The 14,805-nt window shown below is 68.2% G+C and carries 16 protein-coding genes and 1 pseudogene; 13 read left to right on the top strand and 4 right to left on the bottom strand.

What is annotated here, in order from left to right; genetic code table 11:
* From MRY84_RS08330 to MRY84_RS08320, 3 genes and pseudogenes are all read left to right on the top strand, one after another.
* Positions 1–241: pseudogene (locus MRY84_RS08330) on the top strand (ornithine carbamoyltransferase); the annotation flags it as partial.
* Between the two features lie 157 nt (positions 242–398).
* Positions 399–563, top strand: a complete 165-nt coding sequence (locus MRY84_RS08325; protein WP_291505262.1) for a hypothetical protein — start codon at positions 399–401, stop codon at positions 561–563.
* 13 nt (positions 564–576) lie between these two features.
* Entirely contained in the window at positions 577–1,257 is a 681-nt protein-coding gene (locus MRY84_RS08320; protein WP_291505261.1) for a hypothetical protein, read from the top strand.
* A 14-nt stretch (positions 1,258–1,271) separates the two neighbouring features.
* On the opposite strand, the gene MRY84_RS08315 is transcribed toward MRY84_RS08320, so the two are convergent.
* Together MRY84_RS08315 and MRY84_RS08310 are read right to left on the bottom strand one after the other, a co-directional pair.
* Entirely contained in the window at positions 1,272–1,637 is a 366-nt protein-coding gene (locus MRY84_RS08315) for a copper-binding protein (protein WP_291505260.1), read from the bottom strand.
* On the bottom strand, positions 1,625–3,622 hold the full coding sequence (locus MRY84_RS08310; RefSeq protein WP_291505259.1) for a S9 family peptidase: 1,998 nt from the start codon (positions 3,620–3,622) through the stop codon (positions 1,625–1,627). The genes MRY84_RS08315 and MRY84_RS08310 overlap by 13 nt, the downstream gene beginning before the upstream one ends.
* A 123-nt stretch (positions 3,623–3,745) precedes the next feature.
* Between MRY84_RS08310 and MRY84_RS08305 the strand changes: the two genes are divergently transcribed.
* Both MRY84_RS08305 and MRY84_RS08300 read left to right on the top strand, forming a co-directional pair.
* Positions 3,746–4,402 (top strand): response regulator transcription factor, encoded by a 657-nt coding sequence (locus MRY84_RS08305; protein WP_291505258.1) that lies wholly within the window; start codon positions 3,746–3,748, stop codon positions 4,400–4,402.
* Complete coding sequence (locus MRY84_RS08300) at positions 4,399–5,847, top strand: ATP-binding protein (protein WP_291505257.1); 1,449 nt, start codon at positions 4,399–4,401, stop codon at positions 5,845–5,847. Before MRY84_RS08305 ends, MRY84_RS08300 begins: the two co-directional genes overlap by 4 nt.
* 89 nt (positions 5,848–5,936) lie before the next feature.
* Here MRY84_RS08300 and MRY84_RS08295 read toward each other — a convergent pair whose 3' ends face one another.
* Entirely contained in the window at positions 5,937–6,296 is a 360-nt protein-coding gene (locus MRY84_RS08295) for a helix-turn-helix domain-containing protein (protein ID WP_291505256.1), read from the bottom strand.
* A 132-nt stretch (positions 6,297–6,428) separates the two neighbouring features.
* On the opposite strand from MRY84_RS08295, the gene MRY84_RS08290 reads away from it, so the two are divergent.
* The 8 genes from MRY84_RS08290 (at position 6,429) to kynA (ending at position 13,470) form a co-directional block, all read left to right on the top strand.
* Complete coding sequence (locus MRY84_RS08290) at positions 6,429–7,187, top strand: SDR family oxidoreductase (protein ID WP_291505255.1); 759 nt, start codon at positions 6,429–6,431, stop codon at positions 7,185–7,187.
* A 118-nt stretch (positions 7,188–7,305) separates the two neighbouring features.
* Positions 7,306–7,638: a YkgJ family cysteine cluster protein gene (locus MRY84_RS08285; RefSeq protein ID WP_291505254.1), complete on the top strand. Its 333-nt coding sequence runs from the start codon at positions 7,306–7,308 to the stop codon at positions 7,636–7,638.
* A gap of 143 nt (positions 7,639–7,781) precedes the next feature.
* Positions 7,782–8,525: a GntR family transcriptional regulator gene (locus MRY84_RS08280; RefSeq protein ID WP_291505253.1), complete on the top strand. Its 744-nt coding sequence runs from the start codon at positions 7,782–7,784 to the stop codon at positions 8,523–8,525.
* 33 nt (positions 8,526–8,558) lie between these two features.
* On the top strand, positions 8,559–9,590 hold the full coding sequence (locus MRY84_RS08275) for a tripartite tricarboxylate transporter substrate binding protein (RefSeq protein WP_291505252.1): 1,032 nt from the start codon (positions 8,559–8,561) through the stop codon (positions 9,588–9,590).
* Between the two features lie 3 nt (positions 9,591–9,593).
* Complete coding sequence (locus MRY84_RS08270; protein WP_291505251.1) at positions 9,594–10,418, top strand: amidohydrolase family protein; 825 nt, start codon at positions 9,594–9,596, stop codon at positions 10,416–10,418.
* A 96-nt stretch (positions 10,419–10,514) separates the two neighbouring features.
* On the top strand, positions 10,515–11,168 hold the full coding sequence (gene kynB / locus MRY84_RS08265; RefSeq protein WP_291505250.1) for an arylformamidase: 654 nt from the start codon (positions 10,515–10,517) through the stop codon (positions 11,166–11,168).
* A gap of 89 nt (positions 11,169–11,257) precedes the next feature.
* The gene (kynU, locus tag MRY84_RS08260; protein WP_291505249.1) at positions 11,258–12,568 is read left to right on the top strand and encodes a kynureninase; all 1,311 of its coding nucleotides are present in this window, start codon (positions 11,258–11,260) and stop codon (positions 12,566–12,568) included.
* Positions 12,569–12,570: 2 nt separating this feature from the next.
* Entirely contained in the window at positions 12,571–13,470 is a 900-nt protein-coding gene (gene kynA, locus MRY84_RS08255) for a tryptophan 2,3-dioxygenase (protein ID WP_291505248.1), read from the top strand.
* Between the two features lie 18 nt (positions 13,471–13,488).
* Here kynA and MRY84_RS08250 read toward each other — a convergent pair.
* The coding region (locus MRY84_RS08250) for a PLP-dependent aminotransferase family protein (protein WP_291505247.1) at positions 13,489–14,805 on the bottom strand (1,317 nt) is incomplete at its 5' end.

The raw sequence follows: 14,805 nt of genomic DNA, 5'->3' as shown, positions 1-14,805 counted from the left end.
CTACGAGGCCGAAAACGAGGCCCGCAAAAAAGCCTTTGCCGACTGGTGCGTGGACGCCGAAATGATGGCTGCCGCCCAGCCTGACGCCCTGTTCATGCACTGCCTGCCCGCCCACCGCGGCGAAGAGGTCGAGGCCGACGTGATCGACGGGCCGCAGTCCGTGGTGTGGGACGAGGCAGAAAACAGGATGCACGTGCAAAAGGCACTCATGGAGTACCTTTTGCTCGGCCGCGTTGCATGAAATGCAGCGCGGTGGCGCACCAGCGCCTGCATACTGTTTCGGCGCAGGCTCATGTCCGCGCAGCGGACGTGAAGCGGCCGCAGGCCGTGTGCCAAAGCCAAAAAACCCCGCACGTGCAAAAGGCACTCATGGAGTACCTTTTGCTCGGCCGCGTTGCATGAAATGCAGCGCGGTGGCGCGCCAGCGCCAGCAGCCTGTTTCGGCGCAGGCTCATGTCCGTACAGCCGACGTGAAGCGGCCGCAGGCCGTGTGCCAAAGCCAAAACACCCCGCACGTGCAAAAGGCGCTGCTGGCGCAGTTGCTCCTGGGCAAGGTCACCTGATTTTTCCAGCCCCATGCCCTGGCGACGCCAGCCCGCCCACGCCACAGAACTTCTTGCCCACTGGCACGCCCTGGGCCAGGCGCTGGGTAGAGACATTCCCGCCTGGCGTGCCGAGGGCCGCAGGCTCATCCAGGGCTGGGCTCACTGGCCCCGCGCCTACCACGACACCACGCACCTGTGGGCCTGCCTGCGGCACCTGCAGACCGTGCAGGACCAGCAGCCCGGCGCGCTCCAAGACCCCCATGCCGCGGCCCTCGCGCTCTGGTACCACGACGCCATCTACTGGCCGTGGGGCCGCCACAACGAAGAACGCAGTGCCGACTGGGCTGCACGCTTCCTGCGCAGCCAGGGCCTGCCCGAACCCATGGTTCTGCGCGTGCACCAGCACATCCTGGATACCCGCCATGCCCCCGGCCCGCTCATGGGCGACGCCTTGTGGGTGGTGGACATCGACCTGGCCATCCTGGGCCAGAGCGACGCGGTATTCCGCCAGTTCGAGCGCAACGTGCGGCGCGAATACTTCTTTGTGCGCTGGCCGCGCTACGTGGCAGGGCGCAGCGCAGTGCTCAAAGGCTTCCTGCACCGACCTCGCATTTACGGAACCCCCTGGTTCCACGACCGCTACGAGGCCCAGGCGCGCATCAACCTCCACCATGCCCTGACGGCCCTGGACAACGGGAAACTCTACGCCTGAGCGCTCACCCTGTTTCAGTCACAGGGCTGAAAGCGTTTGCACGCCTCCACCACATGGATGGAGGTGAGCGTGTTCTCACCTTCCACACGCCGGGCCGTGAATTTGACCCAGGCGCCCTCGGGGATGCCATCCAACAGGGCACGGTCCGTCACACGGAACGCCTGCGTGGCGAAGGGCAACTTCCACTGGGGCACCAACTTCAGCCGCACATACAGCTTGCCGGCGCTCCCAGGCTCCTGCAGTACCGACACCACACGCGCCCGCGTATAGACGGTATCAGCCGGAGCCATCGGCCCGGCCTGGGCCAAGGCGGCACCAGCGCAGACCACGGCCCACAGCCACAGCACATGCCTCCAGCGCGACATCGTCAGAACGCCCACGCGCCCAGCTGGTAGTAATCGAACCCGCTCGTGCGCCCACCCAGGCACTTGGCCAGAAAGTCCTCGGTCTTGCGGTACATGGCGAGGTTGTTGCTCCATTTCTGGTTGCCATGCCCATCGCCGGTGAAGGTGACGTACTCCACCTCCTTGCCCGCCTTGCGCAGCGCGGCGACCATCCACTCGGACTGCTCCAGCTTGACGCGCGGGTCGTTCACGCCGTGCATGATGAGGATGGGCTTTTGTGCATGCTCGGCCCGGTACAGGGGGGACTTCGCGTTCATTCGGGCGCGGTCCTCTGGCACGGCGGGGTTGCCCACATAGCGATGCCACCAGGGCAGCCCCAGTTCCCAATAAGGCGGCGCTGCCTCCAGCAGGCGTGCGATGTCGGTCACGCCGACCACATCGATGGCACACGCAAACACCTCGGGCGTGAAGGTGGCCCCCACCAGGGCCGAATAGCCACCGTAGCTGGCGCCGTGGATCGCCACGCGCTGCGGGTCCGCCACGCCTTGTTCCACGGCCCAGCGCACGCCGTCCACCAGGTCGTCGTGCATGCGGCCCGCGAATTCGCCCATGGCCTTTTCCATGTGGGCGCGGCCATAGCCGCTGGAGCCCCGGTAGTTGACCTGGAGCACTGCATAGCCGCGGTTGGCCAGGAACTGCTGCATGGCACGGCTCGTCGCACCGTCGCCCCACCGGTCGCGCGCCCAGGGCCCCCCATGCACCAGCAGCACCATCGGCAGCCGCTGTGGCGCCGCGCCCTGCGGCAGGGTCAGGTAGCCATGCACGGTCAGGCCATCGCGTGCCACATAGGCAATGGGGCGGCTGGTTGCCAGGTTCTTTGCAATCAGGCTCAGGCGGTTCTCACCCAGAAAGCGAGGCTCCCGTCCTTCACGCAGCAGATAGTGGCGGGTGCCCCGGTCTGTGGCGACGGCTACCGTCAACACGCTGTCGGTGCGGTCAAGGCTGGTCACAGACACCTCTGCGGGCTGGCCGGCAGCCAGCACGGACAGCCGCGCGGCCAACGCAGGGTCGAACACTTCGCGCGCCGGGTAGCCCGGCATGAAGTGGGCGACCAGTGGCTCGCGGGTGCGGCGGCTCAGCGTGACGCTGTCCAGGTCCACATCGGGCGACGAAAACCGCTCTTCCTCCGTCCCGGTGAGCAGGTCCAGCCGCACCAGCGCCAGCTTGTCGCGCCCTCGGTTCGACAAGGCCCAGGCCTTGCGCCCCTCGTCATGCAGGCCAAAGATGTTCAGTGTGTCCCAGCGGCTGCGTTTCAGTACGGGAATCCAGCTGCCCGGCTCCGCGCCCGACCGCTCCAGCAGGGTCTGGTCGCCAAGCACTTGCGCCCGCGCCCGCAACTGGCCGCCAGGGTCCACGCCCCACCAGGTCACGTTGCCCGGGTTGGTGGCCAGCAGCACGGGCGCGCCGCCTGCGGCATTCACCCGGTACAGGTCGAACACCTTCTTGTCGCGCTGGTTGGAAGTGGCGATGAAGTCGGCCGAGCCCTCGACCGTTTCCACGAAGTGCGCCACCGAACGCGGCGCCGGCATCAGCTCGCGCAGATCCGTGCCCGGGCCTTCCACCGGCCCGACATAGAGGCGGGTGTTCTCGTCACCCGTAGGGTCGGCGGTGATGCCAAGCCAGCGGCTGTCAGCACTGAATCGGATGCTGCGGGCGCGGATGCGGAACGCCTTGGCGTCAGCGCCATCAATGGACTGGACCCAGATCGCCGGCACGACGCCGTCGGTGCCGAACCAGGCGATCCGCTTTCCATCCGGGGAGACGCGGTAGCCACCTGTGGACTGCCGGCTGGCGACGAAATCGCGCACCGGTATAAGGTCTGGCAGTTGCGCCCCCGCCAGCGAGGGGTGCGAGGGCCCGGTGGCGCACCCGGCCAAGGCCGCCATGGCAGCCAGCGCTGCGCCACTCCACCAGCGCCGCCAGGCGCACGCCATGTTCTTCGTGTTCTTCGGATATGCCATACACCCTCTCCCCGGTACAGGAACGTTGGACACGGCATTGTGCAAAGCCCCGCCTTAAGGCCAGCCAAAGGCGCCGCCTGCGCACCCCGCGCAACGCCATCGCTCCCGCCACAATCCCACCCCATGCACATCCTGCTCATCGAAGACGACCTGGACCTGGGCCGCGCGCTGCAGTCCGCGCTGAAGGTGGAAGGCCTGACCAGCGAGTGGCTGCGCCGCGCCGTGGACGCGCCCGCCACCGTGGATGCGCGCACCATCGACTGCGTGCTGCTGGACCTGACCTTGCCCGACGGCAGCGGCTTTGACCTGCTGGCGCGCTGGCGGGCGCTGGGCGAGCAGGTGCCCATCATCGTGATCACCGCCCGCTCGGCCGTGGAGGACCGGCTGGCCGGGCTCGATGGCGGCGCGGACGACTTCGTGATCAAGCCCTTTGCCACCGCCGAGCTCATGTCGCGCATCCGCGCGGTGCTGCGCCGCAGCGCCCGGCAGGCGAGCGAGCGCTGGGTGCTGGGCGAGCTGGTGGTGGAGCCGCGGCGGCACGCGGTGCAGCGCGGCGGTGTACCGCTGGACCTGTCGCCACGCGAGTTCCAGCTGCTGCTGGAACTGGCGCGCGAGCCCGGTGTGGTGGTGTCCAAGAGCCTGTTGTCGCAGCGGCTGGACCCGCTGGGCGAGCCGATGGACTTTGCCGCCATCGAAGTGCATGTCTCCAACCTGCGGCGCAAGATCGGGGCGGAGCTGATCCGCACGGTGCGCGGCGTGGGCTATCTGCTGCAGGCATGACCACCGCATCCACCCGCTCGGCCACCGCCCGTCCCGCAGCGCGGCTGCGTGCGGCCTGGCGACGGCTGGCCGAGCCCACGCTGGTCCGCCGCAGCGTGGCCTCGGTCACCGTGGCGTTTGTCCTGGTATGGGCGGTGCTGCTCGGCTACAACTTCATCAACTACAAGCACACCATCACCAACGACCCCGGCTTGCTGAAGTACGGCGATGCTCTGCTCGAATCGCTCACGCCGATCACCGACCCGGCGCAGGCCGCGGCAGCGGTGGCTTCCACCAACCACTGGACCAACATCCGCCGCCGCCAGATCGGCCTGCTGCCGGGCGCCGCGATGCATGAGCTGCGCGACAGTGTGTCCGGACAGGTCGTCTATGCCCCGCCGGGGCTGCAGGAGCTGGGCATTCCACTGCCGCCCCCTCAGGCGGGCTCGGCCATCTCGGAGCCGGTCGTGCAGGGACGGCCCTACCGCATCTACGCTGGCAGCAATGACCGCTGGACGCTGCGCATTGTCGAAAACAAGCGCCCGGACGCCGACTACCTGCGCTACAACGGCCGCTATCTGCTCCCCTACCTGCTGCTGGCCGCCCCCTTTGTGCTGCTACCCGTGTGGCTGTCGGTGCGCAACGGGCTGAGCCCACTGCAGCAGCTCGCGAACCTGATCGCGCAGCGGGACAAGGACGACCTGCAGCCCGTGGGCTTCAACGCCCGCCACCGTGAGCTGAAACCGCTGGAGCAGTCGCTGGACCACCTCTTCGCCCAGCTGCGCCAGAAGGTGGAGCGCGAGCGCGCCTTTGTGCAGGACGCCGCGCACGAGATCCGCACGCCACTGGCCGTCATCAATGCCCAGGCGCATGTGATGGCGCGCTCGCAGAGCGAGGCCGAGCGCACGCAGGCCCAGGCCCACCTGGAACAGGCCATCGCCCGCACCTCGCACCTGGCCCAGCAGCTGCTGGACCTGGCCGCGCTGGACGATGCCCAGCGCCCCGCGCCGCGCGAGCTGGATGTGGCGCAGTGGCTGCGGGGCGTGCTGGCCCAGGCCGTGCCCGGGGCGCTGGCACGGCAGATCGAGCTGTCGCTGGACGCGCCCGACAGCCTGCCCGCGCGCCTGGACCTGCCCGCGCTGGAGTCCATCGCGCACAACCTCATCGACAACGCGGTGCGCTACACGCCCCCCGGCGGCAACGTGGCCGTCGTGCTGCGGTGCGATGGCGCGATGCTGCACCTGGCGGTGCAAGACGATGGCCCGGGCATTGCGGCCAGCGAGCACGCGCGGGTGTTCGAGCGCTTCTACCGGGGCCTGGGCCACGCTGCCAACGGCTCGGGCCTGGGCCTGGCCATCGTGCGGCAGGCCGTGCTGCGCATGGGCGGGCAGGTGCACGTGGGCGCGGGGCTGGGCGGCCGGGGTGTGGGCTTTTTCATCAGCATCCCCAACGCCCCAAGCTCTTAGAACGTGTTTACGATCTTAATCAAAATGCCCTCTAGCGCTTATCCCAAAAGCGCCATCAGCTATCAATTTGGTAGCATTTAGAAAAGCACCTATGACGCTGCGGCGGGGCGCTGGCGGTGCCGCTCACCCCATTCGGCCAGCCGGTGCGCTGCGTCGTTGAGCGCGGCACCCGCTTCGGTCAGCGAGTACTCCACCCGCAGCGTGGACTCTTCTTCAAACGCCTGGCGGTGCACGATGCCGTCGGCCTCCAGCTGGCGCAGCTGCTCGAACAGCATCTTCTCGCTGATGCCGCCAAGCCGGCGGCGCAGTTCACCAAAGCGGATGGGCTGCGCGTGCAGCTCCCAGATGATGGTGGGCTTCCACTTGCCCTTGATGACCCCGATGGCGTGCGCAAAGCCGCATTCGTCGGCCGGAGCGGCGGGCGGCAAGGAGTCATTAACGTCGCGCATTGGGGCACTTACTTTCTCGTAAGTAATTGATTTATATGAATTTATTCTAAATGATGCGAACCAGCCAGCCATGCTGGCTGCGGCCTGGCACAGCAAGCCCGCTGCGCCGCATTCATGGACGAAGGAACCCCAATGACCTATCGATTTGCAGGAAAGAACGTCGCCGTCATCGGCGGCACCCACGGCATGGGCTGGGCCACGGCCCAGGCCCTGGTGGACCAGGGCGCGCGCGTGCTCGTGACAGGCCGCAACCCGGCCAACGTGCAGGCCGCGCGCTCGCGCCTGGGCGAACGCGCGCTGGTGCAGCAGGCAGACGTGGCCAGCCTGGCCGACCTGGACCAGCTGGTCGCCACCGTGCGCGAGGCCTTCGGCGCGCTCGACGCGGTGTTCGTGTTCGCAGCCATCGCCGCTTTCGAGCCGATTGACGAGGTGACGGAGGCCAGCTTCGACCGCCACTTCGCCATCAACACCCGCGGCGCCTACTTCGCGATGAAAAAGCTGGCGCCCTGCGTGCGCGACGGGGGTTCGATCACCATGACCACGGTGACCCCGGCCACTGCCACGCCCGGCATGTCGGTTTACATGGGCAGCAAGGGGGCAGTGAGCTCCTTCGTGCGCTCTTTTGCGGCCGAGCTGCTGGCGCGGCGCATCCGGGTCAATGCCATCGCGCCGGGCTTTATCGACACGCCCAGCCTGGGACTGCCCGACCTCACACCCGCCGCGCGCGCCGAGATCTCGGCCCTGGGCGACGCCATCACGCCCATGCAGCGCCACGGCACCATGGACGAAATCGCGAGCGCGGCCCTGTTTCTGGGCTTCGACGCGACGTTTTGCACCGGCATTGAGCTGGCGGTGGATGGCGGGCTGTCCACGGTAAACGCGCCGGGCTGAGCCGAGGTTTTGCAGGCTCTTGCAACGGGCAAATGGGGCCTTTGGCACACCGCTAGCATTCCCCCCGGCCAGACCGCGGCCGGCCCTCGGCCCTGTTGTCCAACGCGTTTCTTTTCGCATGACCGACTCTGCCCACCCCTGCCTGAGCTGTGGCGCGTGCTGCGCCAGCTTCCGCGTGGACTTCGCCGTGTACGAGATCCAGGAGATGGGCGGCACCGTGCCGGGGGGCCTGGCGGTGGAGGTGAACGGCAGCACCTGCCGCATGCGCGGCACCGACCACGTACCCGTGCGCTGCGCGGCGCTCACCGGCGGGGTCGGCGAGAAGGTGTCTTGCGACATCTACGAGTGGCGCCCCTCGCCCTGCCGCGAGTTCAAGGCGGGCGACTATGCCTGCAACAAGGCTCGCGGGCGGCACGGCCTGCCCCCGCTGGGCGACGGTCCCACCGACTGAACTGACCCCGCTTCCACCGAACGCGGCCGCCCCCCTATTCCCTGTGCCCCGCCTGGGCAAGATCGCGGCGGTCTTCGCGCACCCGCTCCTGCTGCTAGAAAATCTGCTTGCGCAATGTCCTCTAGAGGACTAGAGTTCTAGACATGCAGAACAAATCCGTCCTCGTTCCCCTGGATGCCTCCCCCGGCGTCAGCCGCTACGCCACGTTGGCCGCCGCGCTTCGCGCCCGCGTGGTGTCGGGCGAATGGCCCCCCGGCACGGCGCTGCCAGCCGAGAGCCTGCTGGCCAGTGAGCACCAGGTGGCGCTGGGCACCATGCGGCGTGCGCTGGAGCTGCTGGTGGCCGATGGCTTGGTGGAGCGGTTGCAGGGCCGGGGCACGTTCGTCCGGCAGGGCATCTCGGGCGCGTCCATGCTGCGCTTCTTCCGGTTTGACACCGGCAGCACCGAAGTGCCGCGTTCGCGCATCGTGTCGCGCCAGCGCGTGGCGGCGCCAGCAGGCGCTGCGCGGCGCCTGGGCCTGGCCACGGGCGAGGCCGTGCTGCGCCTGCTGCGCGTGCGTCTGCTGGCCGAACGCCCTTGCCTGCTGGAAGAGATCTGGCTGCCGCTGGACCTGTTCGGCGCGCTCGCCGAAGGCAGTACGGCCGAGTGGGACGACCTGCTCTACCCCATGTTCGCGCGCCGCTGCGGCGTGCACGTGCACCGCGCGGTGGACGAAATCGGCTTTGGCGTGCTGACCGCGTCTCAGGCCGGCCATCTGGAGCTGGCCGCCGGCCACCCTTGCGTGCTCGTGCAGCGCGCGGCCCACGACCTGGCTGGACGCTGCGTGGAATGGCGCACCACGCGCGGCGACGCACACGCCTTTCACTACACCGTGACGATCACCTGAGCCTGACCGGCCGTCACATTGCAAGGAGACACCATGAACCCCACCCCCAAGTCCTCCCGCGCTGCGGCCTCCCTCGCAGCCCTTCACCCCACGCGCCGCACTACGCTGGCCGCCATCGGCACCGCATTGGCCGCACCGTGGGTGGCCGCGCGTGCCAGCACCGCCATTGCGGGCGGCCGCCCGGTGACGCTGGTGGTGTCCTACCCCGCCGGTGGCGGCGCCGACCTGATGGCCCGCATCCTGGCGCCCCGCCTGTCCGAGGCGCTCGGCCAATCGGTGGTGGTGGAAAACAAACCCGGCGCCAGCGGCCAGCTGGCGGCCGCCGCCGTGGCGCGTGCCACACCCGATGGCACCTCGCTGTTGCTGGACGCGTCGTCCTTCGCGGTGAACCCCTCGCTCTACCCCAAGCTGCCCTACGACAGCAATACGGCCTTCGTGCCCCTGGCGGTGCTGGCTACATTCCCGAACGTGCTGGTCTGCCACCCCGGTTTCGAGGCCAAGTCGGTGCAGGACGTGATCGCCAAGGCCAAGGCGCAGCCCGATGCAGTCGCGTATGCGTCTTCCGGCAACGGCTCGGCCCAGCACCTGGCCGGCGCGCTGTTTGAAGAGCGCACGGGCGTGAAGCTGTCGCACATCCCTTACCGGGGCGGCGGCCCGGCCATGAACGACGTGATGGGCGGGCAGGTGCCGCTGTTCTTTGCCAACGTAGCCTCGTCCCTGGGGCATATCCAGGCCGGCAAGCTGCGTCCGCTGGCCGTGACCAGCACGCTGCGCGCACGCTCGCTGCCGAACGTGCCCACCATGGCCGAAGTGGGCGTGAAGGACTTCGAGGTGCTCGAATGGAACCCCCTGCTCGCGCCGGCGGCTCTGCCTGCGGACACGCGCAAGCTGTTGGTGGCGGCCATCCGCAAGGCCCTGGCCGACCCGGAAGTGCTGGGGCGCATTCGCGCACTGGGCGGCGATGCCTTTGCCGATGCCACACAGGCCAGCGCTGGGAAGTTCATCCAGGCGCAGCAGGCCCAGTGGGCCAAGGTGATCCGCGAGCGCAAGATCGTGGCCGGCTGAGCGATGACGACACCGGCAACCAGCGCACACACCGCTTCGGCCCCACGGCTGGACGGGTGGGACACCCACGTACACATCTTCGATGGCCACGCCCCTGCGCAGCGCGGCCACTACCAGCCCGCGCACCACCCCATCGACCACATCGAAGCCGAGGCGCAGCGCCTGGGTGTGGGCCATCTGGTGCTGGTGCAACCCAGCGTTTACGGCACCGACAACCAGCTGGTGCTGAACGCGCTGCAGGCCAGCGGCGGGCGCCACCGTGCGGTGGTGGTGCTGGATGGCGCGGTGCAGACCTCGTCCCTGGAGGCCATGCACGTGCTGGGGGTGCGAGGCGTGCGGTTCAACCTGGTTTCACCCGTGGGCAACGGGCATCAGGCGCTGCAGGCGCTCGCCGGCCCGCTGCGCGAGCTGCGCTGGCATGTGCAGTGGTATGCCCGCCCAGAGCAGCTGGAGCAGATCGCCGAGCTGCACCAGCGCACGCGGCTGCCCTGCGTGCTTGACCACCTGGCGGGCCTGCACGCACAAGTGCCTGCTGGTGACCCGGCCTGGGGCGCATTGCAACGCCTGGCCGATGCGGGCGCCTGGGTCAAGCTCTCGGGCTGGTACCGGCTGGGCGACCAAGCGCCCTATGCCCAGCTCACCGAACACATCCGGCGCGTGGCGGCGCTGGCGCCAGAGCGGCTGGTATGGGGCTCGGACTGGCCGCACACGGCATTCGACACCGCGGCCATGCCCGCCTACCGCAGCGTGTGGGCGCCCGTGGTGGAAGCCCTCGGCGCAAGCCGCGCCCAGGCGGTGCTGCAGGCGGGCGCAAGCCTCTACGCCTGACCCGGGGCAACCACATCGTTTAGGCCTCAACTATTTTTACAGGCTGTTGGAAATAACCGACACCACGGTTTTTGGGGGACATGCAAACTTTGTCCCATGCCAACGTCCTCTGCCTCCAACGCCCGCCAGCTCTGGGACATCTCGCCACCCGTGCATGCGGGCAGCCCCGTGTTCCCCGGCGACACGGCCTACAGCCAGCAGTGGTGCGCCACCATCGGCCCCGGCTGCCCGGTGAACGTGAGCGCGATCACGATGTCGCCTCACGTGGGCGCGCATGCCGACGCCCCCCTGCATTACGACGAGCACGGCGCCACCATTGGCGATGTGTCGCTCGATGCCTTCCTGGGTCCCTGCCGCGTGATCCACGCCATCGGCCGCGGGCCGCTCATCACCTGGGAGCACATTGCCCACGCCATGACCGACGCCCTGCCCCAGCGCGTGCTGGTGCGCACCTATGAACACATGCCCGTGGACCGCTGGGACGCCCAACTGGCCGCCTACGCACCGGAAACCATCGAACGTCTGGCCGACCGGGGCGTGCTGCTCGTGGGCATCGACACCGCCAGCATCGATCCGGCCGACAGCAAGCAGCTTCCCAGCCACCAGGTCATCCGCCGCCGGGGCCTGCGCGTGCTCGAAAACCTGGTGCTCGATGCCGTGCCCGAGGGCGACTACGAACTCATCGCCCTGCCACTCAAGCTGACCACGGCCGACGCGTCGCCCGTGCGCGCAGTGCTGCGGGCGCTGTAGCCCAAAAAATATCAAGCTTTTTTGGCATCTACCGCGCTTCCATCATGCGGTAGCAGCTATCAAAACAGAAGCAAACCACTCTGAACACCATGACCACTACCTTGCAAGACTGCCGCGCGCTCGACGCGCAAGACCCCCTCGCGCCGCTGCGCGGCCACTTCGCCCTGCCCCCGGGCGTGATCTACCTGGACGGCAATTCGCTGGGCGTGGCCCCCAAGGCCGCTGCAGCGCGCGTGGCCGATGTGGTTACCCGCGAATGGGGCACGGACCTCATCCAATCGTGGAACACCGCAAGCTGGTTCGACCTGCCCCAGCGCCTGGGCAACCAGCTGGCCCCGCTGATCGGTGCGGGCAAGGATGAAGTGGTGTGCACCGACAGCACCTCCATCAACCTCTACAAGGTGCTGAGCGCGGCCCTCAACATCGCGCGCGAAGACAGCCCCGCGCGCAAGCGCATCGTGAGCGAGCGCAGCAACTTCCCCACCGACCTCTACATTGCCGAAGGCCTGTGCAAGGAGCGCGGCCTTGACCTCGTACTCGTGGAGCCGGAAGAGATTGCCGCAGCACTGACCAGCGACGTGGCCGTGCTGATGCTCACCCACGTGAACTACCGCACTGGCGCCATGCACGACATGGCCGCCATCACCGCCGCCGCGCACGCCCAGGGCATTTTGTGCGTGTGGGACCTGGCGCACAGCGCGGGCGCGGTGCCGGTCGATCTGAACGGCGCAGGCGCGGATTTCTCGATTGGCTGCGGCTACAAGTATTTGAACGGCGGCCCCGGCGCCCCGGCCTTTGTGTGGGTGCACCCGCGCCATGCCAGCCGCTTCTGGCAGCCGCTGTCCGGCTGGTGGGGCCATGCGGCACCTTTCGCATTCACGCCCGACTACCAGCCCGCGCCGGGCATCACGCGCTACCTGTGTGGCACGCAGCCCATCATCAGTTTGTCGGCCCTGCAATGCGGGCTGGATGTGTTCACCGCCGCACAAAGCCTGGGCGGCATGGCCGCGCTGCGCACCAAGTCGCTGGCGCTGACTGACCTGTTCATCCAGCTGGTGGAAGAGCGCTGCGCTGGCCACGGCCTGGGCCTGGCCACGCCGCGTGACCATGCACAGCGTGGCTCGCAGGTGTGCCTGACGCGCGACGAAGGCGCGGGCGTGAACGGCCAGGGCAGCGGCGCCTATGCCATCGTGCAGGCGCTGATTGCACGCGGTGTGATCGGTGACTTCCGCAAGGGCGATGGCGGCACGGGCCGCCATAAGGACATCCTGCGCTTTGGCTTCACGCCGCTGTACCTGGGCTTTGAAGACGTGTGGAATGCCGTGGAACACCTGCGCCAGGTGCTGGAGAGCGGCGAGTGGCGAAAGCCTGAGTTCAACCAGACCCATGCAGTGACCTGACCATGTGCCCCTTTTCCCACTCCAACACACCGGCCGACGCCAACCCAGGCGACAAGGCAGCGCCTGCCCTGCCCGAATCCATCGTGCACGAAGAGCGCGCCCAGCTCGACTTCAGCCAAAGCATGAGCTATGGCGACTACCTGCAGCTCGACGCCATCCTCACCGCACAAAAGCCGCTGTCGCCCGCGCACGATGAGATGCTGTTCATCGTGCAGCACCAGACCAGCGAGCTGTGGATGAAGCTCATGCTGCACGAGCTGCGCGCGGCCATCGGCCACATTGCGCGCGACGAGCTGCCGCCCGCGTTCAAGATGCTGGCGCGTGTCAGCAAGATCATGGAGCAGCTGGTGCACGCCTGGGACGTGCTGGCCACCATGACGCCGCCCGAGTACAGCGCCATGCGCCCGTACCTGGGCCAGTCCAGCGGCTTCCAGAGTTACCAGTACCGCTGCATCGAGTTCTCGATGGGCAACAAGAACCGGGCCATGCTCAAGCCCCACGAGCACCGCGCTGACCTGCTGGCCCAGGTGCAGGCGGCGTACGAGGCGCCGTCGCTGTACGACGAGGCCCTGCGCCTGATGGCCCGGCGCGGCCTGCCCGTGCCCGCCAGCCACACCGAGCGCGACTGGACGCAGCCCTATGTGGAAAACGACGCGGTGGAGCAGGCCTGGCTCACCGTGTACCGCAACCCCGACAAGCACTGGGACCTGTACCAGCTGGGCGAGGAGCTGACCGACCTGGAAGACGCCTTCCGCCTCTGGCGATTCCGCCACGTGACCACGGTGGAGCGCGTGATCGGCTTCAAACGCGGTACCGGCGGCACGGGCGGCGTGAGCTACCTGCGCAAGATGCTGGACGTGGTGCTGTTCCCCGAAATCTGGAAGCTGCGCACGGATCTGTGAACCGGGTTCGGCGCGCCTTCAAGACGCCGCCTTGAGCGCGCCCTGCAGAAAGCGCAAAAACCGCGGATCGTTGGCATAGGCCACGTTCACCCGCATGGCCTGCAAAGGCTGCTGCTGGCCCTGCCGCTGCGGAAAGAACACGCTGCCCGGCGCCAGAAAAATGCCCCGCTCTGCCGCACTGCGGGCCAGGCCCAGTTCGGTGATGCCATGCGGCAACTCCACCCACAGGTAATAGCCGCCCGGTGGGCTGGGGTGCACGGTAAGGCCCAGGCGTGCCAATGCTTTTTGCGCAGGGCCTAACGCACCGTCCAGCCGGGCCTTGAGACGGCTCAGATGGCGCCGGTACTGGCCCGCAGAGATCAGCTGGTGCACCACGCGCTCCACAAAATCCGACGTGGACACCACCGTCACCATCTTCAGGTCACACAGCGCATTGATGCGGTGCGCCGCCCCAGCGATGTAGCCCACGCGCAGACCGGCCGACAGCGTTTTGGAAAAGCTGCTCACGTAGATCACGCGCTCCAGCTGGTCCAGCGCTGCCAGGCGCGGGGCGTTGGGCGGCTGCAGGTCGGCAAACGGATCGTCTTCCACCACCAGAAACCCGTGGGCAGCGGCCATCTGCAGCAGCCGGTGCGCCTTGGGCAGGCTGATGGAGCCGCCCGTCGGGTTATGCGCCAGCGACTGGGTGAAGAACACCTTGGGCCGGTGCTTTTCCAGCAGCGCCTGCAGCGCCTCCAGATCGGGGCCATCGGCCAACCGGGGCACGCCCAGCATCTCCACCTTGGCGAGCTTGAGCTTGCCAAACAGCGGGTAGTAGCCGGGTGAATCCACCAGCACCTCATCGCCCGCGTCCAGCAGGTGCCGCACGATGAGGTCCAGCGCGTGATTGGCGCCCTGGGTCAGCAAAACCTGACGCGGATTGACCGGGATGGTGCGCTCGCCCAGCATGCGCGCGATGGTCTCGCGCAGCGGCAGGTAGCCCCAGGGCGTGCCGTAGCCATGCTCGATGTCCGACAGCCCTTGCGAGCGCGCGCGGCGCAGCGAGCTGCCCAGCTCGGACCCCTCCATCCACGACGCGGGCGGGCGGCCATCGCCCACGCGCACTTCGTAGTGCTGCTCCAGTTGCTCACGCAGCAGCGACACCACGTCCACCGCCTCGGTCACATGCGGCGCAGGGGCCTGGGCATGCACGCCGCTGCTGGGCTTGCGCACGTAATAGCCCGAGCCGGGCCGCGCTTCCACATAGCCGCGCGCGGCCAGGCGGTTGTACGCCTCCACCACCGTGTTGCGGCCCACACCGTCCTTGGCGGCTGCATCGCGGATGGACCGCAGGCG

This window comes from Acidovorax sp. (assembly GCF_022763525.1).
Classification (GTDB): domain Bacteria; phylum Pseudomonadota; class Gammaproteobacteria; order Burkholderiales; family Burkholderiaceae_C; genus Acidovorax.
This window is presented reverse-complemented; position numbering and strand designations above follow the sequence as displayed.